This is a genomic window from Aeromonas sp. QDB14 (assembly GCF_027707845.1).
Lineage (GTDB): Bacteria > Pseudomonadota > Gammaproteobacteria > Enterobacterales > Aeromonadaceae > Aeromonas > Aeromonas caviae.
In genome coordinates, this window is the sequence record NZ_JAPCJD010000026.1 from 26008 (window position 1) to 51561 (window position 25554).

At 58.6% G+C, this 25554-nt stretch carries 19 protein-coding genes; 6 read left to right on the top strand and 13 right to left on the bottom strand.

From position 1 onward, the window contains the following. Window positions 1-49: 49 nt before the first annotated feature. Window positions 50-712, top strand: a complete 663-nt coding sequence (locus PG887_RS10700) for a DedA family protein (protein ID WP_010674909.1) — start codon at window positions 50-52, stop codon at window positions 710-712. A 246-nt stretch (window positions 713-958) separates the two neighbouring features. Here PG887_RS10700 and dsbB read toward each other — a convergent pair whose 3' ends face one another. Beyond that, complete coding sequence (dsbB, locus tag PG887_RS10705) at window positions 959-1480, bottom strand: disulfide bond formation protein DsbB (RefSeq protein ID WP_010674908.1); 522 nt, start codon at window positions 1478-1480, stop codon at window positions 959-961. 86 nt (window positions 1481-1566) lie between these two features. Continuing rightward, window positions 1567-3141 carry a Na(+)/H(+) antiporter NhaB gene (gene nhaB, locus PG887_RS10710; protein WP_010674907.1) on the bottom strand — a complete coding sequence of 525 codons (1575 nt, stop codon included), beginning with the start codon at window positions 3139-3141 and terminating at the stop codon, window positions 1567-1569. A gap of 333 nt (window positions 3142-3474) precedes the next feature. Here nhaB and fadR point away from each other — a divergent pair, with 333 nt between their 5' ends. Beyond that, window positions 3475-4188, top strand: a complete 714-nt coding sequence (gene fadR / locus PG887_RS10715; RefSeq protein WP_010674906.1) for a fatty acid metabolism transcriptional regulator FadR — start codon at window positions 3475-3477, stop codon at window positions 4186-4188. A gap of 59 nt (window positions 4189-4247) precedes the next feature. On the opposite strand, the gene PG887_RS10720 is transcribed toward fadR, so the two are convergent. From PG887_RS10720 to PG887_RS10735, 4 genes are all read right to left on the bottom strand, one after another. Next, entirely contained in the window at window positions 4248-5768 is a 1521-nt protein-coding gene (locus PG887_RS10720) for a SpoVR family protein (RefSeq protein WP_270821659.1), read from the bottom strand. Window positions 5769-5778: 10 nt separating this feature from the next. Continuing rightward, window positions 5779-7050 carry a YeaH/YhbH family protein gene (locus PG887_RS10725; RefSeq protein ID WP_010674904.1) on the bottom strand — a complete coding sequence of 424 codons (1272 nt, stop codon included), beginning with the start codon at window positions 7048-7050 and terminating at the stop codon, window positions 5779-5781. Window positions 7051-7074: 24 nt separating this feature from the next. Continuing rightward, the gene (locus tag PG887_RS10730) at window positions 7075-8997 is read right to left on the bottom strand and encodes a PrkA family serine protein kinase (RefSeq protein WP_010674903.1); all 1923 of its coding nucleotides are present in this window, start codon (window positions 8995-8997) and stop codon (window positions 7075-7077) included. 572 nt (window positions 8998-9569) lie between these two features. Further along, complete coding sequence (locus PG887_RS10735) at window positions 9570-11492, bottom strand: RecQ family ATP-dependent DNA helicase (protein WP_270821661.1); 1923 nt, start codon at window positions 11490-11492, stop codon at window positions 9570-9572. A gap of 332 nt (window positions 11493-11824) precedes the next feature. On the opposite strand from PG887_RS10735, the gene sstT reads away from it, so the two are divergent. Next, a complete protein-coding gene (gene sstT, locus PG887_RS10740) occupies window positions 11825-13075 on the top strand; it encodes a serine/threonine transporter SstT (RefSeq protein ID WP_010674901.1) in 1251 nt (416 codons plus the stop codon). A gap of 740 nt (window positions 13076-13815) precedes the next feature. Here sstT and PG887_RS10745 read toward each other — a convergent pair. From PG887_RS10745 to pabB, 3 genes are all read right to left on the bottom strand, one after another. Beyond that, window positions 13816-15114, bottom strand: coding sequence for a serine/threonine transporter (locus tag PG887_RS10745; RefSeq protein ID WP_270821662.1), 1299 nt, complete (start codon window positions 15112-15114; stop codon window positions 13816-13818). A gap of 215 nt (window positions 15115-15329) precedes the next feature. Then, window positions 15330-15896 (bottom strand): CoA pyrophosphatase, encoded by a 567-nt coding sequence (locus tag PG887_RS10750; protein WP_029314598.1) that lies wholly within the window; start codon window positions 15894-15896, stop codon window positions 15330-15332. A gap of 43 nt (window positions 15897-15939) precedes the next feature. Beyond that, the gene (gene pabB / locus PG887_RS10755; protein ID WP_050498229.1) at window positions 15940-17310 is read right to left on the bottom strand and encodes an aminodeoxychorismate synthase component I; all 1371 of its coding nucleotides are present in this window, start codon (window positions 17308-17310) and stop codon (window positions 15940-15942) included. Window positions 17311-17520: 210 nt separating this feature from the next. Here pabB and PG887_RS10760 point away from each other — a divergent pair, with 210 nt between their 5' ends. After that, window positions 17521-19044, top strand: coding sequence for a fumarate hydratase (locus PG887_RS10760; protein WP_010674897.1), 1524 nt, complete (start codon window positions 17521-17523; stop codon window positions 19042-19044). A gap of 119 nt (window positions 19045-19163) precedes the next feature. Here the strand turns inward: PG887_RS10760 and PG887_RS10765 are convergent, their stop codons facing one another. Together PG887_RS10765 and PG887_RS10770 are read right to left on the bottom strand one after the other, a co-directional pair. After that, window positions 19164-19355, bottom strand: a complete 192-nt coding sequence (locus tag PG887_RS10765) for a hypothetical protein (protein ID WP_128272815.1) — start codon at window positions 19353-19355, stop codon at window positions 19164-19166. A gap of 68 nt (window positions 19356-19423) precedes the next feature. Next, the gene (locus PG887_RS10770; protein WP_270821664.1) at window positions 19424-19903 is read right to left on the bottom strand and encodes a cell division inhibitor; all 480 of its coding nucleotides are present in this window, start codon (window positions 19901-19903) and stop codon (window positions 19424-19426) included. Between the two features lie 234 nt (window positions 19904-20137). Between PG887_RS10770 and PG887_RS10775 the strand changes: the two genes are divergently transcribed. Together PG887_RS10775 and PG887_RS10780 are read left to right on the top strand one after the other, a co-directional pair. Beyond that, window positions 20138-20335: a DUF4250 domain-containing protein gene (locus PG887_RS10775; protein WP_005323525.1), complete on the top strand. Its 198-nt coding sequence runs from the start codon at window positions 20138-20140 to the stop codon at window positions 20333-20335. 393 nt (window positions 20336-20728) lie between these two features. Next, entirely contained in the window at window positions 20729-23203 is a 2475-nt protein-coding gene (locus PG887_RS10780; RefSeq protein WP_010674895.1) for a glycogen/starch/alpha-glucan phosphorylase, read from the top strand. A gap of 64 nt (window positions 23204-23267) precedes the next feature. Here the strand turns inward: PG887_RS10780 and PG887_RS10785 are convergent, their stop codons facing one another. Further along, window positions 23268-23834, bottom strand: coding sequence for a cytochrome b/b6 domain-containing protein (locus tag PG887_RS10785; protein ID WP_010674894.1), 567 nt, complete (start codon window positions 23832-23834; stop codon window positions 23268-23270). 201 nt (window positions 23835-24035) lie between these two features. Further along, window positions 24036-25424: an SLC13 family permease gene (locus tag PG887_RS10790; RefSeq protein WP_010674893.1), complete on the bottom strand. Its 1389-nt coding sequence runs from the start codon at window positions 25422-25424 to the stop codon at window positions 24036-24038. Between the last annotated feature and the right edge of the window lie 130 nt (window positions 25425-25554).

The window sequence follows — 25554 nt, forward strand, 5'->3', positions numbered from 1 at the left end:
GGTCTCATTGGCGTAGACTCCACGCCGTTCACTTCATGGGTACCAAAAAATGGATCTGATCCTCTTTGCCATCGACTTTATTCTGCACGTTGACGTGCATCTGAAAGAGCTGTTCGAGAACTATGGCGTCTGGGTATACGCCATCCTGTTTCTCATCATCTTCTGTGAAACCGGGCTGGTGGTGACTCCCTTCCTGCCGGGGGACTCCCTGTTGTTTGCTGCAGGTGCCCTCACCGTGGGCAGCGTGTTGGACGTGCACACCCTAGCCGCCGTGCTGATCATCGCCGCGGTGCTCGGCAACGTGGTGAACTACACCATAGGCCACTTCTTCGGTGAGCAGCTGTTTCGCAACCCCGATTCCAAAATCTTTCGCCGGGACTATCTGGTCAAGACCCATGCCTTCTATGCCAAGCATGGCGGCAAGACCATCATCATCACCCGCTTCCTGCCCATAGTGCGCACCTTCGCCCCCTTCGTGGCGGGCATGGGGGCCATGACCTATCCCCGCTTCCTGGCGTTCAACCTGGTGGGGGGGCTCTTGTGGGTGCTCTCCTTCGTCTATGCCGGCCACTTCTTTGGCAATCTGCCGGTAGTGCGCCACAACTTTACCCTGCTCATCTTCGGCATCATCGCGGTCTCCTTGTTGCCCATGGTGATCGGCATGGTGAAGGCCAGGAGAAGTGCCAGCAAGGCTACCTCCGAAGGCGCGTGACATCGCCGTGCACGACATGAAAGAAGGGAGCCGATGGCTCCCTTCTTGTTGGTAGGCCGAGTGGCAGGTCGCTGCTGCGCCCTTTGACCCGCTTGTGGCCTGTTACGATGATGCACACCCGCAGGCAGCCACTTCATTGGCAGAACAGGGAGAAGGAGATCCGGCCCTCTGGGCATGGGGTCGTGAGGCGATAAAGAGGAAATAAAAAGGGAGCCATGGGCTCCCTTCTTAGGGTCGAGTGACGAACTAGTTGCAGCAGCGCCCTTTTATCAGGTTGCCAGCAGCCACGATGACGAACACCAGCAGATAGGCGGCAAAGATGACCACGAGCCACTGCGGCATGGAGAAACCGAGGAACTGCCAGCTGATCTCGCTGCAGTCGCCGTCCGGGTAGAACATCCAGGGAACCCACTTATCCAGTGGTGCCCAGGCAGGGAAGTCAACAAATCCCTCGCATACGTTGAAGGGGGAGGGGTTCATCTGGTAATCCACATGCTTGAGCGCCAGTTTCAGGCCCCAGAAGGCGCTGTAACCCCACAGGAGCATGGCACTCCAGCGCAGGTACCAGCGCTCTGGCGCGACCATGCCGAGGAGGCCGGCCGTGAGTACGCCGAGGAGGGCGATACGTTCATAAATGCACATCACGCAAGGGTGCAAACCCAACACGTGCTGGAAGAAGAGGGCGCAGAGTTCCAGCGCGAAAGCGGAGGCTGCCAGCAATCCCCAGGCCAGACGATGACTGGCAATGCGGCGAAGATACTCGATCATCTGATTGATCTCTCAGAGAAAAATAGTGGCTGAATTAGAGCAGAGCCCCATCTGAAAAGAAAGGGGCCGAACAGCCCCTTTCATGATCAGTGTGTGGACGGGGTGGGCAGTGGCAGTGCCCCATGATCCAGCAACCACCCTGCCTGATAGAACCATTCGGTTGCAGGACCGAGGAGCAGTTCCACGGAGAAGAAGCCGACAAGCCCCAGCACCAGGGTATAGGGCAGCGCCATCCAGACCATGCGGCCATAAGAGAGGCGCAGCAGGGGAGCGAGGGCCGAGGTGAGCATGAACAGGAATGCGGCCTGGCCATTGGGGGTGGCGACCGACGGCAGGTTGGTGCCGGTGTTGATGGCCACGGCCAGCAGATCAAAATGCTCGCGGCTGATGGCGCCGTTGATCAGGGCGGTCTTCACCTCGTTGATGTAGACGGTGCCGACGAAGACGTTGTCACTGACCATGGAGAGCAGACCGTTTGCCAGGTAGAAGAGGGCAAGCTGATCCTCCGGCTTGGCCGCCAGTACCCACTGGATCACCGGCTTGAACAGCTGTTGATCGATGATGACCGCCACCACGCTGAAAAAGACGGTGAGCAGGGCGGTGAACGGCAAAGCCTCCTGGAATGCCTTGCCAAGCGCGTGTTCTTCAGTCACGCCGGTGAACGCCGTCGCGAGCACGATGACCGTCAGGCCGATCAGCCCAACTGCAGCCAGATGGAGGGCAAGACCCGTGATAAGCCAGGTGGCAATCAGCGCCTGGACGATCAGCTTGGCCTTGTCCTGCGGGGTACGTTGTGCGTCTTCGTCTCGCTCGTAGGATTCCATGATGTGACGCACGGGCTCGGGCAAGCGGGCGCCATAACCGAACCAGCGGAATTTTTCGACCAGGATGCAGGTCAGCAGGCCACAGATGAAGACCGGGATGGTGACTGGCGCCATGCGAATGGCAAATTCACCGAAGTGCCACCCCGCCTGTTCACCGATGATGAGGTTCTGGGGTTCGCCGACCAGGGTGCAGACGCCCCCCAGGGCGGTACCGATGGCGGCGTGCATCATCAGGCTGCGCAGGAAGGCACGAAATTCGTTCAGATGCTGGCGGGAGAGCTCGTCAATCTCTTCGTCATCATGATGCAGATTGCCGGACTCATCCCGGGAGGCCACCTTGTGGTAGATAGCGTAGAAGCCGGTTGCGACGCTGATGACCACGGCGATCACGGTCAGGGCATCAAGGAACGCGGAGAGGAATGCAGACACCAGGCAGAAGGCGAGAGAAAGCAACGTTTTGGAGTGGATGCGCACCAGCATCTTGGTAAAGACGTAGAGCAGCAACTGCTTCATGAAGTAGATGCCGGCCACCATGAAGACCAGCAGCAGAAGCACTTCGATATTGGCCACCAGCTCATGTTTTATCTGGTTGGCGGAGGTCATGCCGATGAGCACGGCTTCGATGGCCAGGAGTCCGCCCGGTTGCAGCGGATAGCACTTGAGGGCCATGGCCAGGGTGAAAATAAACTCGACAACCAGCAGCCAGCCGGCCAGGAAGGGATCAACGTAGAAAATGATCGGGTTGATCAGCAGGAATAGAACGATGGCAATTTTGTACCATCGCGGAGCATTGCCCAAAAAGTTCTTTGTAAACGCGCGCCCTAGGCTGATTGGCATAATGATGGTTCTCTGTTCTGTTGTTGATATCTGCGTCTATGCAGTCGAGCCCGACCCGAGCCGAACATCCGGATATTCACCTGTATCAGATTGATTGCACATGATTTTAATCAAGGGAGCGATAACTATAAATAAGGTCGCTGAACTTGCCCAGCGAGCAAACGCTTATATTCCCATCATTTGGTGTTGGTTGACTCCTCACTTGTCGCCGCATACATATTTTTAACAAAAAGATCGGGGTAATGTGAGCAGAGGACCGACCTTCTGCTTGCCAGCATGACCGGCTTTGCTATTATTCGGGGGCCTTTTTACGCACTACAACAGAGTCATTACATGGTCATTAAAGCGCAAAGCCCTGCCGGGTTTGCCGAGGAATACATCATCGAGTCCATCTGGAACAATCGCTTTCCTCCTGGATCCATTCTACCGGCGGAGCGCGAGCTGTCCGAATTGATCGGCGTGACTCGCACTACCTTGCGTGAAGTGTTGCAGCGCCTTGCCCGTGATGGCTGGCTCACCATCCAGCATGGCAAACCGACCAAGGTCAACAATTTCTGGGAAACCTCCGGTCTCAACATTCTGGAGACACTGGCACGTCTCGATCAGGACAAGGTGCCGGATCTGGTGGCACAGCTGCTCTCCGCCCGGACCAACATCTGCACCATCTTCATCCGTGGCGCCATTCGCAACAACCCGGAACAGGCCGCCGAGATCTTGCGGGGTGCCGATGATGTGGAGAACACGGCCGAGGCCTATGCGGACTTCGACTACCGTTTGCATCACCAGCTTTCATTTGCCTCGGGCAACCCCATCTATGCCTTGATTCTCAACGGTTTCAAGGGCTTATATAGCCGGGTTGGCCGCTACTACTTCTCGGACAAACAGGCGCGGGAAACCGCAGATGCCTACTACAAGACGCTGCGCAAGCTGGCCGAAACTAAGGATCACGAAGCCGTGTTCATGACGGTACGCCAGTACGGCATCGAGTCTGGCAAGCTTTGGACCCGTCTGCGTCAGGACATGCCAAGCAACCTGTGTGACAACTGATTGCCCTGATCCAAGAAAAACGCGCCTGATGGCGCGTTTTTTTATGCCCGGCACTGACGTCAGGTCATGCTCTTGCGGTCCGGACAACGGCCGATGATATCTGCGGATAGCTCGCCATTGTCCTGCTCCAGCACCACATCGAAGCCCCACAGCTGATGCAGATGCTTGAGCACCTCGTGGCGTGACTCGCCAAGGGGGATGCGGTTGTGGGGAACATAGCGCAGGGTCAGGGAGCGATCGCCTTTCACTGCCACGTTGTAGACCTGAATGTTGGGCTCCAGGTTGCTCAGGTTGTATTGAGCGGACAGGGTGCTACGCACCAGTCGGTAGCCCTCTTCATTGTGAATGGCGGACACCTTGAGGTAGTTCTTCAGATCGTCGTCATCGATGGCAAAGAGCTTCATGTCGCGCATCACCTTGGGACTGAGGAACTGGCTGATGAAGCTTTCGTCCTTGAAGTTCTGCATGGCGAAATGCAATGTCTCGACCCAGTTGGTGCCAGCGTAATCGGGGAACCAGTATCTGTCCTCCTCGGTCGGGTGTTCGCAGATGTGACGCAGGTCCGTGAACATGGCAAAGCCAAGGGCGTAGGGGTTGATCCCCGAGTAATACCGGCTGTTGTAGGGGGGCTGATAGACCACGTTGGTGTGGCTGTGCAGTACCTCCAGCATGAAGCGATCGCTGATTTTTCCCTCGTCATAGAGGTGGTTGAGAATGGTGTAGTGCCAGAAGGTGGCCCAGCCCTCGTTCATCACCTGCGTCTGCTTCTGCGGGTAGAAGTACTGACTGATCTTGCGCACGATACGCACCACCTCGCGCTGCCAGGGCTCGAGCAGGGGGGCATTCTTTTCGATGAAATAGAGGATGTTCTCCTGAGGCTCGGCAGGATAGCGCCTGTCTTCCACCCCGGCAATCTTGTGCTGCTTGGGCAGGGTACGCCACAGCTCATTGACCTGGGTTTGCAGATAATCTTCCCGCGCCTTCTGGCGCCGTTTCTCCTCGGCCAGAGAAATCTTCTGGGGCCGCTTGTAACGATCCACCCCGAAGTTCATCAGGGCATGGCAGGAGTCAAGCAGTTTCTCCACCGCATCGATGCCGTGTTTTTCCTCGCACTCGGTGATGTAGTTCTTGGCAAACAACAGGTAGTCGATGATGGAGGAGGCATCGGTCCAGGCCTTGAACAGATAGTTGTTCTTGAAGAAGGAGTTGTGACCATAGCAGGCGTGGGCCATGACCAGCGCCTGCATCGGCATGGTGTTCTCTTCCATCAGATAGGCGATGCAGGGGTCCGAGTTGATGACGATCTCGTAGGCGAGTCCCATCTGGCCGCGCTTGTAGTTGCGTTCGGTGTGGATAAAGCGCTTGCCGAATGACCAGTGTTGATAACCGATGGGCATGCCGACACTGGAGTAGGCATCCATCATCTGCTCTGCAGTGATCACCTCGATCTGGTTGGGATAGGTGTCGAGCCGATAGAATTTGGCGACCCGGGCTATCTCCTGGTGATAAAGCTCCAGCAGATCGAAGTTCCAGTCAGGACCATCGTCCAGCGGCGCTATCTTTCTTGCGGTTTCTACCATATGTGATCCCTCAAGCCGCTTGCTTCTTGAACAATTCCCGGAACACCGGATAAATGTCCTCGACCTTGCGAATGTGCTCCATGGCGAAGTGGGCGTATTGCTCTGCCACCGCCTCATATTCGTGCCACAGGGTCTGGTGGGCGCGGGTAGTGATCTCGATGTAGGAGTAGTAACGCACCCGCGGCATGATGTCGCGCATCAGGATCTCCCTGCACTGGGGTGAGTCATCGGCCCAGTTGTCACCATCAGAGGCCTGCGCCGCATAGATGTTCCACTGGTTGGCGGGATAACGTTCGTTGATGATGTCGTTCATCATCTTGAGCGCACTGGAGACGATGGTGCCGCCGGTCTCCTGGGAGTAGAAGAACTCGTGCTCGTCCACCTCCTTGGCCTGGGTGTGGTGGCGGATGTAGACCACCTCGACATTCTTGTAAGTCCGGCTCAGGAATAGATAAAGCAGGATATAGAAACGCTTGGCCATCTCCTTGGTAGCCTGATCCATGGAACCGGAGACGTCCATCAGGCAGAACATCACCGCCTGGCTCGAGGGGACGGGCCGTTTGACAAAGTTGTTGAATTTGAGGTCGAAGGTGTCGATAAAGGGGACCGCATCGATCCGTCGTTTCAGCTCCCTGATCTCTTTTTCAAGTTGCGCCATTTCGGCGAAATGGTCGTTGGGCTCGCAAGCCAGCTGGGCCAGGCGCTCCTCCAGTTCACGCAACTGACGTTTCTTGCCTGCCTGCAGCGCCATGCGCCGCGCCAGCGAATTTTGCAGGGAGCGCACCACGTTGATGTTGGCAGGCACCCCGTTGGAGGTGTAGCCGGCCCGATAGGTCTTCATCTCCATCAGCTGGTTGAGCTGGGTCTTTTGCAGCCGCGGCAGCTCCAGATCCTCGAACAGCAAGTCCAGGTACTCGTCCTTGGAGATCTGGAAGACGAAATCATCGACTCCCTCTCCTTGATCCGAAGCCTGGCCCTCGCCACTCCCTTGGCCGCCGCCACCCCCTTTGGGCCGGTCAATCTTGTCACCAGATACGAACTGGTCGTTGCCTGGATGCACCATCTCCCGTTTGCCGCCATGACCCTGATGAAAATGGGGTTCCCCGATGTCCTTGGTCGGGATGCTGATGCTCTCACCCTTGTCCACGTCCTGAATGCTGCGCTTGGAGACAGCATCCGAGACCGCTTGTTTTATCTGCTTCTTGTAGCGGCGGATGAAGCGCTGCCGATTGACAGCGCTTTTGTTTTTGCCGTTGAGCCTGCGGTCGATAAAATGCGCCATAACTCCCCCTTGAACACGGCAGGGTCAGGATGACTTGCGTACCCTGAGATACCACTCGGAGAGCAGCCGCACCTGTTTACGTGTGTAGCCTTTCTCCATCATCCGTTCGACAAAGTTATCGTGCTTCTTCTGCTCCTCAGCCGAGGTTTTGCTGTTGAAGGAGATAACCGGCAGCAGCTCTTCCGTGTTGGAGAACATCTTCTTCTCGATCACGGTGCGCAGCTTCTCGTAACTGGTCCAGTTGGGGTTACGGCCTGCATTGTTGGCCCGGGCACGCAGCACGAAGTTGACGATTTCGTTGCGGAAATCTTTCGGGTTGCTGATCCCGGCAGGTTTTTCAATTTTCTCCAGCTCGCTGTTGAGAGACGCTCTGTCAAACAGCTGGCCGGTTTCTGGGTCACGATACTCCTGATCCTGGATCCAGAAGTCGGCGTAGGTGACGTAGCGATCGAAGATGTTCTGACCGTACTCTGAATACGACTCGAGGTAGGCGGTCTGGATCTCCTTGCCGATGAACTCGACGTAGCGCGGAGTCAGGTAACCCTTGATGAACTCCAGATAGCGATCGTGCAGCTCTTGCGGGAACTGCTCGCGCTCTATCTGCTGCTCCAGCACATAGAAGAGGTGCACCGGGTTGGCTGCCACTTCCGCGTGGTCGAAGTTGAAGACACGGGAGAGGATCTTGAACGCGAAACGGGTGGAAAGGCCGTTCATGCCCTCGTCAACCCCCGCATAATCCCGGTACTCCTGATAGCTTTTCGCTTTGGGATCCGTGTCTTTGAGACTCTCGCCGTCATAGACTCGCATCTTGGAATAGAGGCTGGAGTTTTCCGGCTCCTTGAGCCGCGACAGCACCGAGAACTGGCCCAGCAACTCCAGAGTACCCGGTGCGCATTTGGCCTCGGTCAGCTCGCTGTTGAACAGCAGTTTTTCATAGATCTTCACCTCTTCCGAGACGCGCAGGCAGTAGGGCACCTTGACGATGTAAACACGGTCGAGGAAGGCTTCGTTGTTCTTGTTGTTGCGGAACTGCTGCCACTCGGATTCGTTGGAGTGGGCCAGCAGGATGCCGTCGAAGGGGAGGGCGGAGAGCCCTTCGGTACCGTTGTAGTTCCCCTCTTGCGTCGCCGTCAGCAGCGGGTGCAGCACCTTGATGGGGGCCTTGAACATCTCGACGAACTCCATCATCCCCTGGTTTGCCTTGCATAGCGCACCGGAGTAGGAGTAAGCATCGGCATCATCCTGGGCGAAGTGTTCCAGCATGCGGATATCGACCTTGCCGACCAGGGAGGAGATGTCCTGGTTGTTGTCGTCCCCCGGTTCGGTTTTGGCGATGGCGATCTGATCGAGGATGGAGGGGTTCACCTTCTCCACCTTGAACTTGGTGATGTCGCCGCCAAACTCGTGAAGGCGCTTGGCGACCCAGGGAGACATGATGGGGCGCAGATAACGGCGAGGGATGCCGTACTCCTTCTCGAGGATTTCGCCATCTTCGTCGATGTCAAACAGGCAGAAGGGGTGATCATTCACTGGTGAGCCCTTGATGCGATAGATGGGCACTTTTTGCATCAGGGATTTGAGTTTCTCTGCCAGCGAGGATTTACCGCCGCCAACTGGTCCGAGCAGATAGAGGATCTGTTTCTTCTCTTCCAGACCCTGAGCGGAATGTTTGAGATAGGAGACAATCTGTTCGATGGCTTCTTCCATGCCATAGAAGTCTTTGAAAGCGGGATAACGTGCGACGACGCGGTTGGAAAAGAGACGGCTGAGACGTGGATTGGTCGAGGTGTCGATCATTTCCGGCTCGCCGATGGCGGTCAGCAGACGTTCGGCGGCAGAGGCGTAGCAGGATTTGTCCTGTTTGCACATATCCAGAAACTCCTGGATGCTGTACTCCTCCTCTCTGGCCTTCTCATACCGCTGTTGATAGTGCTCGAAGATGCCCATAACTTAGCCCTCGTTATAGTCGCTTGCCCTGAAAAAGAGTGGATCACTACTTTTGTTCTGTTTACCTCTTAAGCCTAGTCAACAGCCCCCAGTAATCCATCGCCATCATTGGTTTAAGTTTGTGCGGGAGCTTCCCGATCCTCGTGCGGGAAGAAGCAGTAAGTGACATACCTATGTTACTGACTGTTAAATTATTTTTGCCACGACAGTGATGCAAATGTCAAAGACATAAAAAATAAATCTTTGTGTGCCAGAGGGAGAAAATGGTGACGCTCTGTTTTGTCAGGGGGCGGTGCCAGCAAGGGCAAGGGCGGCAGGGAATAGAGGGTAAAAAGACGTGTCGCTTACGTCAACGTAACGTTATTTGTTTGATGCTTTTGCTCTAATTTTTACATTGACGCTACATTCTGGCTGCTCTAGATTGGCCCTGTGTCGAGCAGTCATCGCTTTAGCAAGAGAGTGGGTGATTGTGCAGATACTAAGCTCTGTTTAAGCACGTTTCCGTTGGCTTGACCCTCGCATCCGCGAGGGTCTTATTTTTTCAGCGCCTGAACGGCGCCAAACCTGCAAGCTCAGGATTCGGCGGGATAGAGGGCTGACACCACCGCCAGCACCTCGGCGAAGGGATGGTCCGCCAACTGGCCAAAACCGGCCAGATCCCTGGCCTTGAGACGGGTCGTCAGCGGGGTGGCGATGCCACACAGGAAACGGGTCAGGATCCTGGGATGGCGCTGATGGCACAGGGCGATCAGCGGATCGCACCAGGCGCGCAAACCGTGCTCGTTGGGCAAGCCCGGTGATGGCAACGGCGGCAACACGGCGATCTCTCCCCGGCAGACGGAACAGTGCCCGCAGCGCTCGGGGGCGGCGTCGTCGGCAAAATAGCGGGCAAGCTCATGGCTGAGGCAGGTGGTCGAGGTGAAAAAGGCCAGCAGTGCCTGAAGGCGGGCCAGCTCGCTCTGCTCTTTCTTTTCAAACAATCCATGCAGCTCTTCGGCCAGGGTCGCGGTATCGATTTGCTGGCTCAGCACCCGATAGACCTCGGTCATCTGCTTGCTTTCAAGCTCGATCCAACCCTGCTGCTGCAGGTAGTCCAGCGCCGTCGCGGCGCGCTGGCGTTCCCCCTGGTATCCCTGCCACAGCGCTTCGAAGTCCATGGTGCACCAGGTGCGCGCCTGGGGTGCGCAGGCAAAGACCTGCTCCAGGAACTGGCGGCGTTCGGAATTGAAACGAGCGAGGATCGCCTGTTTTTCCAGTACGAACCTGAAGCGGTACTCGGCAAAGTAGCTGTAGGCCGGTGCAATGACCCCCGCCATCTCCAGATAGACCAGCAGGGTCTTGAGGGGCAGTTGGCGAATGTTGGTCTCGTTGGAGAGGCGCAGCAGGCTGAATTCCCACTCGGCGCCGCTCTGGCGCACGATATCGAGCAAGTGCGCGATGGCGTCCCTGTCCGGCGTATCCCCATAGACGAAGTTTTCCAGTACCGGCAACTGGGCGCGGCTCGCCAGCACGGTGCAGCGGGAGGGAAGCCCGTCACGTCCGGCGCGGCCTATCTCCTGACTGTAGTTCTCGATGGACTTGGGCAGGTCGTAGTGAATGACCCGGCGAATGTCGGCCTTGTCGATGCCCATGCCAAAGGCGATGGTGGCCACGATGCAGTCGAGTCTGCCAGCCATGAAGTCATGCTGGATCTGGCTGCGCAGGGCGGGATCGAGCCCCGCATGGTAGGCGCATGCCCGGATGCCGCTGGCCTGTAGCTGCGCGGCGCACTGCTCTGCGCTGTGTTGCAGAGTCACGTAGACGATGGTGGGGGCGGCCGGATCCCGGTGCAGCTCCTCGCGCAGCCAGGTATCGCGGGCACTGCCTGCCAGCGGGAGGACGGCCAGATCCAGATTGGGTCTGTAGAAACCGGTGACCACCAGATCGTCCCGGTCGATGGCAAATTTTGCCTGCATGTCCGCCATGACGGCCGGGGTGGCGGTGGCGGTCAGCAACAGCACCTGGGGAATGGCCAGTTCACGGCGATGATCCGGCAGCTTGAGGTAGTCGGGGCGAAAGTTGTGGCCCCACTCCGAGATGCAGTGGGCCTCGTCCACCACCAGCAGTGACAGGGGGATGTGGGCGATGAAGCGGCGAAAGCGCTCATTTTTGAGGCGCTCCACCGAAATCATCAGGATCTTGAGCTGGCCATCGCTGGCCTGCTGCATCACGCGCCGGCTCTCTTCCGCTGTCTGGCTGGAGTCCAGAGTGGCGGCGGCGATCCCCTTGCTGCGCAAAAAGGCGAGCTGATCGTGCATCAGGGCCAGCAGGGGAGAGATGACCAGGGTCAGGTGGGGCAGTGCGAGGGCGGGCAATTGATAACAGAGGGATTTCCCCGCGCTAGTCGGGAAGATGGCTGCGGCGCTCTTGCCGGCCAGCAGACGACTGATCACCGCTTCCTGCCCGGGCCGCAAGCGATCAAAGCCGAAGTGTCGGGTCAATAAAGAGGTGATCATGGCAAGGCTCCCTGAAAAAGGGCGTCATCATATCACTTCTGGCCCAGTGGTGGCCGATGATCGGACTGGTTTGGTGACATTTTGACCGTGGTTGATATTGTGTTATCACATTGTTGTAGATTTTTTGTGAGGTAACCCTGATATTTTTCAGTGATTATGTGGAAAAAAACCATGGCAGATGGGATATTCTTGTCCGCAACCCCACGCGAACGGGACAGATCCACCAGAAGAGCTGCCCACGGCGTCACCGTCAACGGACCGGTGCCAATGCGCGGGGCTGGTTGCCAACAGGACTAATGATTCACGCACCATGAGTGCACAGGGACTACTTGATGACACAACAACACCCCCTCATTCGACTGGTCAACAGCACCAGTCTGGTTAGCCAGATCCTAGTCGGTCTGGTATTCGGTATCCTTCTTGCGATGTTCATGCCCGAGTGGGCCAAGGCGGCGGGTCTGCTCGGCAGCCTGTTCGTCGGCGCCCTGAAGGCCGTGGCGCCGCTGCTGGTCTTCGTGCTGGTGATGTCGGCGATCATCGGCCACAAGCAGGGTCAGAAGACCAACATGAAACCGATCCTGCTGCTCTATGTGCTGGGTACCTTCCTGGCGGCTGCCGTGGCAGTGGTGGCGAGCTTCCTCTTCCCCTCCAACCTGCATCTGGTGGCAGGCGCTACCGAGATCACGCCGCCGGGGGGCATCACGGAAGTGCTGCAGACCCTGCTGTTCAACGTGGTGACCAACCCGGTGAAAGCACTGCTGGAAGCCAACTATATCGGCATCCTGGCCTGGGCCATCGGCCTTGGTATCGCCATGCGTCACGCCAATGAGAGCACCAAATCACTGATTTCCGATGTGTCTCACGGGGTTTCCGCCATCGTCAAGGCCGTGATCCGTTGCGCTCCGCTCGGCATCCTGGGCCTGGTTGCCTCCACCCTGGCTGAAACCGGCTTCGATGCGCTGTTTGGCTATGCCCAGCTGCTGGTGGTACTGATCGGCTGCATGCTGTTCATCGCCTTCGTGGTCAATCCGCTCATCGTCTTCTGGAAGATCAAGCGCAACCCCTATCCCCTGGTGCTGACCTGCCTGAAAGAGAGCGGTGTGACCGCCTTCTTCACCCGCAGCTCCGCCGCCAACATTCCGGTCAACATGGCCCTGGCCGAGAGGCTGCGCCTGCCGGAAGACACCTATGCGGTCTCCATCCCGCTGGGCGCCACCATCAACATGGCCGGCGCCGCCATCACCATTACCGTGCTCTCCATGGCGGCGGTGCATACCCTGGGGATGGAAGTGGACATGGCAACCGCCATTCTGCTCTCCGTCGTCGCCACCATCAGTGCCTGTGGCGCTTCCGGTGTGGCGGGCGGCTCCCTGCTGCTGATCCCGCTGGCGTGCAGCCTGTTCGGTATCAGCAACGACATCGCCATGCAGGTGGTGGCCGTTGGCTTCATCATCGGGGTGTTGCAGGATTCCGCCGAAACGGCCCTCAACAGCTCCACCGACGTGCTGTTCACTGCGGCGGCCTGCATGGCCGAGGATGAGAGCCTGCTGGATGCCGCCCCGGTCCCCAGCCGCGAAGCTTGATCCCCTCAGACTTTCCGCTCTGCACAGGCGCCCTCTTCGGAGGGCGCTTTTTATTTGCGCGCGCGTCAGGCGCCCTGCACCTTCTCGCCGTGTCATGGCACTGACAGTGCTCGGATCCCCCTGTGTGATTTCTCGGGAGGGGCCCGTTGGCTGCCTTACGTGTTCTCGCCACCGCCAACAAGCCATTCCCTGTACAAACGTGCCCGGCGCTGCATTCGCCGGGCATATCGGGCTGATTGTGCTGTCAGCATGGCGGCGTGTGACATCCCCTCTGGTGACCGAAGGGGTCATCTGCTCTTCGGACGCTGTACGGGAAGCCCGGTCAAGGCCCTCTCGGCGGTTTGCCTGCGCCCTGTAGCCGGTACTTTCCCTGAGTACCTTGAAGAAAGGCTCCATTGGGTGGGGGTGTCGGCTCTCTGGGCTAAACCCCGAAGAGCGGGCGTTCCTGGTAAGGACAAGGGCTCTGGTGTTCTGTCTGGCAAGGCCGATGGCGCGCAGCAGATGACGGGATAACACAGTACGTCTTGGTCGTGTGTCATTGGGGAAGGAATATGAGCGGCAAGCTGTCACCAAGGGGAAAGAGAGTGGGTGAAAGGGCTGTCTCTGATTTGAGGGCAGGGGGCTCTGATCATCTGAGCCCAGTACCTTATGATCACAACGAACACAGCCCGGCAGAGGAGATCTGCCGGGCTGTGGGAGGCGCCGGGCCAGATGCTGGCCCGACGGTATCGCAGGAAGGCTTAGCCGACCAGTTGATAAAGGATGGCGGAGATGGCGATAAGGCCCATGGTCGCCACGAAGACGTTGCTGATCTGACCCTGGTATTTCGCCATGGCCGGAACGCGCTTGATGGCGTACATGGGCATGAGGAACAGGATGGTGGCGATGATGGGGCCACCCAGGGATTCGATCATCCCGAGGATGGAGGGGTTGATCACGGCCACGCCCCACAGGGTCAGGATGAAGAAGGCGATGATGAACAGCTCCACTTTCTTGTGGTTCGGTGCCTTGCCGGAGCTGCGCATGTTCTGGACGATCATCCCTTTCAGACCTTCACGGGCACCCAGATAGTGGCCGAAGAAGGAGGAGACGATGGCCACGAAGGCAACCAGCGGACCGAAGTAGGAGATGATGGGGCTCGCATGCTGGTTGGCCAGGTAGGAGAGCACGGCGATGTTCTGGGACTTGGCTTCTGCCAGCTGGGCCGGCGTCAGGCTCATCACGCAGGAGAAGACGAAGAACATCACGAAGCCCAGCAGAATGATGGCGGTGCGCTTGAGGATGGCGTCGGACTTGGCGACGGCATGCTCACCGTGATCACGGCGCTGAGCCAGGGCGAAGCTGGAGATGGCCGGGCTGTGGTTGAAGGAGAACACCAGCACCGGGATGGTCAGCCACAGGGTGGTGGCGAAATCCTTGGTGCTCGGCATTTCATTCAGGGCCGCACCGGTCCAGTCCGGGATCAGGTACAGGGAGATGCCCGCCAGAATGGCGATGAGCGGATAGACCAGGAACTCGGTCACTTTCAGCATCAGCTTCTCGCCAGCCAGCATCACGGACATCATGGCCATGATGAGCACGATGGAGAGGATCCAGCGCGGGGGCGGCGTCATCTGCAACTGGTTGACCAGGAAGCTTTCCACCGTGTTGGTGATGCCCACGCCGTAGATCAGCACGATGGGGTAGATGGCAAAGAAGTAGAGCAGGGTGATCAATTTACCGGCACCCACGCCGAAGTGCTCTTCCACCACCTGGGTGATGTCGGCATTGGGCTGCTTGGAGGAGAGCACGAAGCGCGCCAGACCACGGTGTGCCAGGTAGGTCATGGGGCCGACCAGCAGCGCCATCACTACCAGCGGCCAGAAGCCACCCATGCCGGCGTTGATGGGCAGGAACAGGATACCTGCACCGACGGCGGTACCGAACAGGCTGATCACCCAGGTGGTGTCTTGTTTACTCCAACCGCGAGATTGGACCGAGCTGATTCCTTGCTCCTGTGCGGCTGTAACATCCTGTGCGCCAGTGACAGTATTGGACATGTGTCTCACCCCGAATGTGTGGTTTTAATTAGTCGGCGCAAGAATACTTTCTTTTTAATCAAAAATGTTGATCAAATTCACCTTTGTGCGGCTAAAACCCGTACTTTCTTGTAGAAATGTGATCAAAAGAATAAAAAATCAAAATTTATTTATCAAATGCAGTGTTATTTGAATGTTAACTGGATAATTTCCCACCTCATCATGTTGTCGAAATGTTATGTCGAGATGTGTTGGGCAAGCTGGCGGATCATGCTGGCAGTGGCCCCCCAGATGAAAGATTGCTCCCAAGGGATCCAATAGATGGTGTGACGTCCGTCCGCCCTTGGCAGGCTCAGGGCTATGTGCTGCCCCGGATCCAGCACGTGGGCGAGGGGGACTTCGAAGGCCTGGGCCACCTCGTCCTGGCTCAGGGTCAGCCCGTAGCCTGGGTCGAGCATGGCGAGGACCGGCAGCACATCGTAGCGTGAGACGGTATTGAGAGGGGTGAGGCTGCCGATGATCCGGATCTGGGAGGGGGGAATGCCAAGCTCCTCCTCGGTTTCCCTGAGCGCGGTGTGAATGAGGTCCCGGTCTTCCGGGTCCTGGCGCCCGCCGGGAAAGCTGATCTGCCCCGGGTGGTGGCGCAGGGCGGCGCTGCGGCGCGTCAGCAGCAGGTGCAGGCCCTCGGGGCGCTCCACCAGGGGGATCAACACGGCGGCAGGTTTGAGCCCGGCCAGTGCCAGGCGATGGGCGGGGGCGGGGCGCTGCAGCAAAAAGCGGGTCAGCAGCTCGGCACTCGTCATCTCCATGGGTCTCCTTGTGTCGGCCCCGCAGGGCCGGATGGGGTCAAAGGGCATCGAGCAGTGGCAGGATGCGGGCCACCTTGTCGTAGGTCTCCTGATATTCGGCGTCGGGATCGGAGTCGGCGATGATGCCGCCCCCCGCCCAGCAGTGCAGCTGACCGGCTTCGGCGATCAGGGTACGGATGCAGATGCTGGTATCCATCCTTCCGTGCTGACTCAGATAACCGATGCTGCCGCAGTAGGCATTGCGCCGCACCGGTTCCAGCTCCTCGATGATCTCCATCGCCCGGATCTTGGGAGCCCCTGTGATGGAGCCGCCGGGGAAGCAGGCCCGCAGCAGATCCACTTCTTGCCAGCGCGCATCCAGTTCTCCGTGAATGGTGGAAACCAGATGATGCACCGCCGGGAAGGATTCCACGGCAAAGAGGTGCGGGACCGTGACCGACCCCGGCCGGCTCACCCGGCCGATGTCGTTGCGCAGCAGATCGACGATCATCAGGTTCTCCGATCTGTCCTTGTCGGCGCTGGCGAGCGACTCGGCCACCCTGGCATCCTGGGCGGGATCAGGGTGGCGAGGCCGGGTGCCCTTGATGGGCTTGGTCTCGATATGGCGCTTGTCGAGCAGCAGGAAACGCTCCGGGGAGAGGCTCAGAATGGCGCTGTGCGGCAGGCGGACAAAGGCGGAGAACGGCGCCTTGTTGGCGGCGCTCAGGGCGAGATAGGCGGACCATTCATCTCCCTGATAAGGGGCGCTGAAGCGCTGGGTCAGGTTGATCTGGTAACAATCCCCCGCCGCCAGATAGGCCTGGATACGGGCAAACTTGTCCCCGTATTCGGCCCGCGTCATGTTGCTCTGCCAGGGGCCGGTCAGGCGAAGGGGGAGGGTGGTTCGTTCGCGCTGCGCCATCAGCCAGTCGAGCCTGCGGGCGAGGCCGGCTTCATCACCCCAGTGGGCCAGTTGCCAGTGTCCCGTCGCGACATTTCGCAGCAGCGCCCAGTCGTAGATCCCGACCGCCATGTCGGGCACTTGGATGTCCTGTTGCGCCACTGCGGGCAGACGCTCGAATCGTCGGCCCAGATCGTAGCCAAAGAGTCCCAGGGCTCCCCCGATAAACGGCAATCCCGAGTCATCCTCAACGCGCTCCCCAAGCAGGGCTTGCTGGGTCTTGGCGAGCAGGGCGAGGGGATCGCCGTCATGATGGTGCTGGTGGTTATCCTGGGTGAGGCAGGTGCTGGTACCCCGGGTTTCCAGGGTGGCAAGCGGATCGGCGCTGATGATGTCAAAACCGTTGTCAGCCCCCAGGGGGCCGGCGGACTCCAGCAGGATGGCCCAGGGTTGGTGTTGCAGGCAGGCAAACCAGGTGTGGAGCGAGGCCTGCGGGTCGAAATGGTGGATATGCAGTCTTGGTTTCATTTTTTGTTACATAGGCAACAGTTTGCGCCCGGCTCCCTAGCCGGTTCGGGTGGTCAAGCGTATCATGGCCGCCGGCATTTTTAAGAAAAACACCGTTATAAAAACACGCCGCAGTCTGCCGGCTCCAGGTGCATTTGCCACCTGCCGAAGGCCCGGCTCATATGGAAGCCCTTGCTCGCGCAAGCGATAACAAGGACCAGTGAGGATGATATGAGCATCATTAGAAAACAGGACTTTATCGATTCCATTGCTGACGCCCTGCAGTACATCTCCTTCTACCACCCCCTCGATTTCGTGCAGGCCGCCAAGGCCGCCTATGACCGCGAGATCAACCCGGCCGCCAAAGATGCCCTGGCCCAGATTCTGATCAACTCCCGCATGTCTGCCGAAGGTCATCGCCCGCTCTGTCAGGACACCGGTATCGTCACCTGCTTCGTCAAGATCGGCATGCAGGTACAGTGGGACAGCGACATGACGGTCCAGGAGATGGTGGATGAGGGCACCCGCCGCGCCTATACCAATCCGGACAACCCGCTGCGCGCCTCCGTGCTGGCGGATCCGGCCGGCAGCCGCAAGAACACCAAAGACAATGCCCCCGCTGTCGTGCACATCGACATGATCCCGGGCAACAAGGTGGAAGTGAGTATCGCGGCCAAGGGCGGCGGCTCCGAAAACAAATCGAAGATGGTGATGCTCAATCCCTCCGACGACATCGTGGAGTGGGTGCTCAAGACGGTGCCGACCATGGGGGCTGGCTGGTGCCCGCCCGGCATGCTCGGCATCGGCATCGGCGGCACCGCCGAGAAGGCGGCGGTGCTCGCCAAGGAAGCTCTGATGGAGCACATAGACATCCAGGAGCTGATTGCCCGTGGTCCCGAGACCACCGAAGAGAAGCTGAGGGTCGAGCTCTATGACAAGGTCAACAAGCTCGGGATCGGTGCCCAGGGGCTGGGCGGCCTGACCACGGTGCTGGATGTGAAGGTGAAATCCGCACCGACCCACGCCGCCTCCAAGCCCGTGGTGATGATCCCCAACTGCGCCGCCACCCGTCACGTGCATTTCGAACTCGATGGCTCCGGCCCGGCGGAGCTGACACCCCCCAGGCTGGAAGACTGGCCGGAGATCACCCGTGAGTCCGGTGGCAATGTGCGCCGGGTCAACGTGGATGGCATCACCAAGGCAGAGCTTGCCAGCTGGAAGAGCGGTGATACCGTGCTGCTCTCCGGCAAGATCCTGACCGGCCGCGACGCCGCCCACAAGCGCATCGCCGACATGCTGAAAAAAGGTGAAGGACTGCCGGAAGGGGTCGATTTCACCAACCGCTTCATCTATTACGTGGGCCCGGTCGATGCGGTGCGTGACGAGGTGGTCGGCCCGGCTGGCCCCACCACGTCCACCCGGATGGACAAATTCACCGACATGATGCTGGGAGAAACCGGCCTTATCGGCATGATCGGCAAGTCCGAGCGCGGCCCCAAGACGGTCGAGAGCATCAAGCAGCACCAGGCTGTCTACCTGATGGCGGTGGGCGGCGCCGCCTATCTGGTAGCGAAAGCCATCAAGAAGGCGCGCGTGGTGGCCTTTGCCGATCTGGGGATGGAGGCCATCTACGAGTTCGAGGTGGAAGACATGCCGGTCACCGTGGCGGTCGACTCCCAGGGCAACAACATCCACGAGACCGGCCCGGCCTACTGGTCCGCCAAAATTGCCGAGCTGGAGACCAAGCTGGCTTGATCAATCGGACTTCGATGCAAACGGAGGGCGATTAGCCCCCGTACAGCAGCATGTTGAAAGGCGACCCTCGGGTCGCCTTTTTTTGCGGGCCCCATTTGACGGTCTGGGCCTGAGCAAATTTACTGCTGCTGTGCTGCTGTGCTGCTGTGCTGCTGTGCTGCTGTGCTGCTGTGCTGCTGTGCTGCTGTGCTGCTGTGCTGCTGTGCTGCTGTGCTGCTGTGCTGCTGTGCTGCTGTGCTGCTGTGCTGCTGTGCTGCTGTGCTGCTGTGCTGCTGTGCTGCTGTGCTGCTTTGTCTTTGTCGCCATGGCATCCCGGGTCGGAAGCCTGGATAACCCGGTGGGCAATGCCGGCGCATTGGCTGTCACGCCGAAGGGGCGATCAGTGGTTCAGGTAGATATCCTGGCCGCCGTAGTTCAGTGCCCCACCCAGAGGGGTTGCGGGCTCGAAGAAGCGGGTCAGGACACCGGCACGCTGGCCCAGGGTGCTCAATGTGCTCCGGTCCAGGGCGACCTGTTCGGGCAGCCAGGTCAGCACGGCGGCGCAGTGACCATTGATCAGGCTCTGCTCCAGCAGGCGCTGCCAATTCTTGATCTTGGGGGCGTGCACGACAAGCACCCTGGCAGGATTGATCCCTCTGGCCTGCAATTGCGCGGCGGCGGGCAGACCGGGCGGGGCGACGAGCAGGATCCAGCCACTGTCAGACTGACTCAGTTGCCCCAGGGCATCCAGCAGCGGCGCTTCCTGATGGAGAGGGCCGCGCCGCTGCTCTTGTCCCATCTTGCTCTGATGGCGAGTGGGCCAGGTGGTGATCAGACCGGCAGAGGAGGAGGGGGGGCAAAGATTCAGGGGCTGGCTCATATGTCGTTCCTGTATGAATAACCATGCTGTATGCACATACAGTATTTCTGTTCGCAAGGAGTGACAAGTCATTTGTGGCTAAAAGTGTGAGCCGATTAACAGGAGATGACTTTAACTACATGATTAAAAAGGATATTTATATCTTCCTTATACAGGGTGTTTTTTAACCTGTAGACAAACTTCGGGTCGGCGCTCATGGTTATACAGTCCTGTATAGGGAGAGGAGGGAGCGAGATGGACGTTAGTACCTTGCAACGACTGGATGCGAACATTCTGCTCGGGATCATCAACGAGAAGCTGCGGCTGGAGTGTGATGGTCTGGAAGAGCTGCTGGCTTACTACGACATGACAGAAGATCAGCTGGCTACCCGTCTGCAACAGATCGGGTATCACTACGACCCTATGAGCAATCAGTTCAAGGCACATGGTTAATTGAAATCAAAGGGTGCTCCGATTGGGGCATCCTTTTTATTACCTGACGAGGGGGTGTGAATTGAAAGCGCTTTCAATTTCTCCCTAGTCGGCGGTTATTTTCACGTATTTTCAGTCACAGGCAATCATTGAAAACCTATTCATGAAACTATCTTTTTTGTTTTCTTATATCACTATGATTTAAAACGAAATTTATATTTCATTCAGGCTGGCTAAAGGAAAGGGTTTTCATGGTGAAACTGTCATTTTTATGCGTTAAAGTGTGACTCACGTTAACTTTTAAACCCTTGGCTTTAGCTAGTATGCCCCCGCCGGAGCATATTCTGAGATAACAACAGCGCCGGTCCACCCGATGGGATGACATTTTTTATTTGTAACGAAGGAAAATGGTTTATGGCTACCAAGAAGAAGACAGACCAGGATCTCCAACTGGATAAAGATCAGCTCAAGGCGAGTATCGTGCGTCACCTGCGTTCTACCTTGGGTACAAGCGAACAGAAAGCCTCTCCGGATGCCTGGTGGAAAGCGACCGCTGCCGCCGTCAATGAACAGGTGTACGAGCGCCTGACCCGTACTCAGCAGGCTCACTTCAAGAAAGATACTCGTGCGATTCACTATCTCTCTGCTGAATTTTTGATGGGGCGTTTGACCTCCAACAACCTGCACAACCTCTCCCTCTACAAAGTCTGTGAAGAGGCGCTGGGTGAACTTGGTCTGGAACTGACCGATCTGTGTGAACAAGAGCCTGACATGGCCCTTGGCAACGGCGGCCTGGGTCGTCTGGCTGCCTGCTTCATCGATTCCCTGGCCACTCTGAACTACCCGGCGGTGGGCTATGGCATCCACTACGAGCACGGCCTGTTCCGTCAGGAAATTCAGGATGGCCGTCAGATCGAGCGTCCGGACTCCTGGCGCGAATATGGCAACCCCTGGGAGATCTGCCGCCCGGAATCGGTGCAGGAGATCCCGCTCTACGGCTACGTGGAGACCGTCTTTGGTGACAAGGGTGGCCTGAAGAAGGTGTGGCACGCCGGTCGCAAGATCAAAGGGGTGCCCTGGGACATTCCGGTGGTCGGCTTCGGTGGTCACACCGTCAACATCCTGCGTCTGTGGGAATCCCGCGCCTCCGAGTTCTTCGACTGGGACGTGTTCAACGCCGGTGGTTATATCGACTCCCAGGCCGAGAAGGCCCAGGCCGAGACCATCTCCAAGGTGCTCTACCCGAACGATGAGACCGACGCCGGCAAGGAGCTGCGCCTGATCCAGCAGTACTTCTTCTGCGCCTGCTCCATCAAGGACATCATGCGTCGCTACAAGCGGGTGCATGGCAGTGACTTCAGCAACTTTGCCGCGCAAATCGCCATCCAGCTCAACGATACCCACCCCACCGTGGCCATCCCCGAGCTGATGCGCGTGCTGGTGGACGAAGAGGGGCTGAACTGGGATACCGCCTGGGGCATCTGCTATCAGGTCTTCTCCTACACCAACCACACCCTGCTGCCGGAAGCGCTGGAGAAGTGGTCCGTCAGCCTGTTCGAGAAGGTACTGCCCCGTCACCTCGAGATCATTTATGAAATCAACGCCCGCTTCCTGAACGAGCTGGTGGAGCCCAAGTGGCCGGGCAACGATGCCATCAAGGCCAAGCTCTCCATCATCGAAGAGGGTGACGTGCGCAAGGTGCGTATGGGCAACCTGTGCGTCATCGGCTCCTCCAAGGTGAACGGCGTGGCCGAGATCCACTCCAAGCTGGTGAAGGAAGATCTCTTCCCCGAGTATGCCGAGCTGTGGCCCGAGAAGATGTGCAACGTCACCAATGGTGTGACTCCCCGTCGCTGGCTGCTGGCCTGCAACCCGGAACTGGCCGAACTCTACAACGAGGTGGTGGGCAAGGAGTGGCCGCTGCAACTGGACAAGCTGCGCAGCGTGGTGAAGTTTGCCGACGACAAGGCGTTCCAGCAGCAGTTCATGACCATCAAGCGCCACAACAAGGAGAAGCTGGTCAAGGTCATCAAGGCGGAAACCGGCATCGACGTGAGCGCGGAGGCGATCTTCGACGTCCAGATCAAGCGTCTGCACGAGTACAAGCGCCAGCAACTGAACCTAATCCACATCATGGCGCTCTACCGTCGCCTGCTGGCGAACCCGGACTATGACATGCATCCGCGGGTGTTCATCTTCGGCTCCAAGGCGGCGCCCGGCTACAAGCTGGCCAAGGACATCATCTACGCCATCAACAAGCTGGCGGAGCGGGTCAACAACGACGCCCGTATTCAGGGCAAGCTGAAAGTGGTGTTCATGCCGAACTACCGCGTGAGCCTTGCCGAGAAGCTGATCCCGGCGGCGGATGTCTCCGAGCAGATCTCCACCGCAGGTTACGAAGCATCCGGTACCGGCAACATGAAGATGGCGCTGAACGGTGCCATCACCATCGGGACGCTGGATGGAGCCAACATCGAGATCGCCGAAGAGGCGGGTGCCGAGAACTGCGCCATCTTCGGTCTGAATGTGGACGAGGTGAAGTCCCTGAAGGTGCGCGGCTACAACCCGTATGACTTCTACTACGCCAACTCCGAGCTGAAAGCCGTGCTGGACTGGTTTGATACCGACTACTTCACGCCGGGTCGTCCGGGTGAGCTGGCCTCCATCAAGCGCTCCTTGCTGGAAGGGGGAGACCCTTACCTGACACTGGCGGATTTCGAGTCCTACTCCGAGGCGCACAAGCTGATCGATGCCTGGTACCGGGATCCGGCCCTGTGGGCGAAGAAAGCCATCATCAACTCTGCCACCATGGGCAAGTTCAACTCCGACCGCTCCATCCAGGATTACGTAGACCGTATCTGGAAACTGACGAGCTGCAGCGTCGGCTGATGTCTGCTCCTGTGAAAAACCCCGCGATGCGGGGTTTTTTTTCATCTGTCGGGCTGAGGGAGGCTCAGGGCCTGTCGACCACCCGGGTGTCCGCCGGCACCCGTTTCTTGCCGGTGATCATCGCCCTGACGAGATCACCCCGTACCAGACGATCCAGGGCGATGACGGCCAGTACATGGACGAAGATGGCCACCTGCAGCCCCTTGGCAAAGAACTCGTGGATCTCTTCCATGCGATGGGTGCCGGAGAGCGGCCCGTATTCGGTCATGATCCCGCTGGCGGCGGTGCCGACAAGGCAGGTCAACAGCAGCAGTATCATCAAGGACCCCAAAGGATTTTGACCGGCGTAGTAGGGGTGGCGCCCCTTGATCGTTTCCTTGAGATAGGTGATGACGCCGGTCGGTGTCGGCAGCCACTGGGCGAAGCGGGCATGATAGGAGCCGATGAATCCCCATACGATGCGCAGTGCCAGCAGTCCGGCCAGCGCATATCCCGCATAGCGGTGGTTGCGCGCCCCCTCTTCAAGGATGAAGAGATTCAGCACGCACAACAGCACAGTGGCCCAGTGAAATACCCTGACCACCGGATCCCATACCTTGATTTCACGGTTGTTCTGCATCGTCTTACCCATGAGGTGATCCCCTTGTCGTGATGTCCATGATCATCGCCATCGTCAGCCATGGCTGCGTGATGGCCGTTGTCAGCATCATGGAGGCGATTTCTTAAGTGCAAGTTAATGTCGCCGTGATGTCGCGGGTAGGGAGTGCGGTGGTTTCGGGGCGAGAAAAAGCCCCGGCGATGCGGGGCTTGGAGGGGCATTAGGGGGCGAACCTCAGTGGAGGATATCCCCCATGAAATAGGCCAGCATGGTCAGGATGACGGTGAACACCAGGTTCAGTACCAGGCCGGCCCGCATCATCTCCCGCTGCTGGATATGGCCGCTGGCGAAGACGATGGCGTTGGGAGGCGTTGCCACCGGCAGCATGAAGGCACAGGAGGCGCCGACGGCGATCAGCACGGAGACCACGATGGGGGAGACCCCCAGTGCCTCGGCCACCCCGGCGAACAGCGGCACCAGCAGCGCGGCAGTGGCGGTGTTGGAGACCAGCTCGGTCAGGAACACCACGAAGGCGGCCAGGCAGAGCAGGATCACGAAGATGGGCATGGAGGAGAGGCCGCTGGAGAGGTGCTCCGCCAGGAAGGCGTTGGCCCCGGTCTGCTTGAGGATGGCGCTCAAGGTGAGACCACCCCCGAACAGCAGCAGCACGCCCCAGTCGGTGTTCTGGTTGATGTCATCCCAGCTGGCGACGCGGCTGACGGCGATGGCCAGGATGGCGCCCATGGCGATCAGGGTATCGAACTGGGGAATGCCGCCCAGCGCCTTGGCAAGAGGCTGGGATCCAATCCACAGCAGCACCGTGGTCAGGAAGATGGCCAGGGTCACTTTGCGCTGACCTGTCCACTCGATGGTGACCTGCTCGGTGCTGACCTGGTGGGAGAGATTGGGACGGGTCACCCAGTAGAGCAGGCCGATGCCTACCGGCATGAAGATGATCACCACGGGGATGCCGAACTCCAGCCAGTCGGTGAAGCCCAAGCCCATCTGGGCGGCGGCGATGGCATTGGGGGGGCTGCCCACCAGTGTGCCGATGCCACCGATGCTGGCGCTATAGGCGACGCCAAGCAGCACGAAGACAAGGGTGCGGCGCTCCTTGTGAACGTCCAGCCCTTTCAGCATGCCGAGGGCCAGCGGCATCATCATGGCCGCGGTTGCGGTGTTGCTGATCCACATGGAGAGGGCGGCCGTGATGGTGAAGAGCACGATGGAAGCCCAGCCCAGGTGTCCCTTGGCGAGCTGCATCACCTTGCCGGCGATCTGGGTGTCGAGTCCCTGCTTGGAGAGGGCTGCAGCGAGGGCAAAGCCGCCAAAGAAGAGGAACAGGACGGGGTTGGCAAAGTCGGTCAGCGACTTGCTCATGTCGAACACCCCGAGCAGGGTGGCGAGCACCGGGATGGAGATGGCAGTGATGGTGATGTTCACCGCCTCGGTCAGCCAGAGGATGGCGATGAAGATTAGGATGGCCAGCCCCTTGTTGACCATGGGGTCAAACGGGAGCCATGCCAGCATGGCGCAGAGCAGGAGCAGATCCAGGATGACGATCCCGGACTTGATGTCCAGCCAGCGTGAGGGGGGAGTCGGAGGTACAGCCGATGTGTGCATAACGTTCTCTCGGTTAATTTATGGTTGTTGTTGTGATGCCGAGGTTACATATATCCCCCTGTTTGAAACAGGGGGATATGGTCAAATCATGTGGCGACTCACAGAGTCAAGTGAAGATGGATCTTTAATC

Coding starts and splice junctions, on each gene's coding strand:
- PG887_RS10700 (WP_010674909.1), top strand. CDS start 50: ATGGATCTGATCCTCTTTGCCATCGACTTTATTCTGCACGTTGACGTG.
- dsbB (WP_010674908.1), bottom strand. CDS start 1,480: ATGATCGAGTATCTTCGCCGCATTGCCAGTCATCGTCTGGCCTGGGGA.
- nhaB (WP_010674907.1), bottom strand. CDS start 3,141: ATGCCAATCAGCCTAGGGCGCGCGTTTACAAAGAACTTTTTGGGCAAT.
- fadR (WP_010674906.1), top strand. CDS start 3,475: ATGGTCATTAAAGCGCAAAGCCCTGCCGGGTTTGCCGAGGAATACATC.
- PG887_RS10720 (WP_270821659.1), bottom strand. CDS start 5,768: ATGGTAGAAACCGCAAGAAAGATAGCGCCGCTGGACGATGGTCCTGAC.
- PG887_RS10725 (WP_010674904.1), bottom strand. CDS start 7,050: ATGGCGCATTTTATCGACCGCAGGCTCAACGGCAAAAACAAAAGCGCT.
- PG887_RS10730 (WP_010674903.1), bottom strand. CDS start 8,997: ATGGGCATCTTCGAGCACTATCAACAGCGGTATGAGAAGGCCAGAGAG.
- PG887_RS10735 (WP_270821661.1), bottom strand. CDS start 11,492: ATGATCACCTCTTTATTGACCCGACACTTCGGCTTTGATCGCTTGCGG.
- sstT (WP_010674901.1), top strand. CDS start 11,825: ATGACACAACAACACCCCCTCATTCGACTGGTCAACAGCACCAGTCTG.
- PG887_RS10745 (WP_270821662.1), bottom strand. CDS start 15,114: ATGTCCAATACTGTCACTGGCGCACAGGATGTTACAGCCGCACAGGAG.
- PG887_RS10750 (WP_029314598.1), bottom strand. CDS start 15,896: ATGACGAGTGCCGAGCTGCTGACCCGCTTTTTGCTGCAGCGCCCCGCC.
- pabB (WP_050498229.1), bottom strand. CDS start 17,310: ATGAAACCAAGACTGCATATCCACCATTTCGACCCGCAGGCCTCGCTC.
- PG887_RS10760 (WP_010674897.1), top strand. CDS start 17,521: ATGAGCATCATTAGAAAACAGGACTTTATCGATTCCATTGCTGACGCC.
- PG887_RS10765 (WP_128272815.1), bottom strand. CDS start 19,355: ATGCCATGGCGACAAAGACAAAGCAGCACAGCAGCACAGCAGCACAGC.
- PG887_RS10770 (WP_270821664.1), bottom strand. CDS start 19,903: ATGAGCCAGCCCCTGAATCTTTGCCCCCCCTCCTCCTCTGCCGGTCTG.
- PG887_RS10775 (WP_005323525.1), top strand. CDS start 20,138: ATGGACGTTAGTACCTTGCAACGACTGGATGCGAACATTCTGCTCGGG.
- PG887_RS10780 (WP_010674895.1), top strand. CDS start 20,729: ATGGCTACCAAGAAGAAGACAGACCAGGATCTCCAACTGGATAAAGAT.
- PG887_RS10785 (WP_010674894.1), bottom strand. CDS start 23,834: ATGGGTAAGACGATGCAGAACAACCGTGAAATCAAGGTATGGGATCCG.
- PG887_RS10790 (WP_010674893.1), bottom strand. CDS start 25,424: ATGCACACATCGGCTGTACCTCCGACTCCCCCCTCACGCTGGCTGGAC.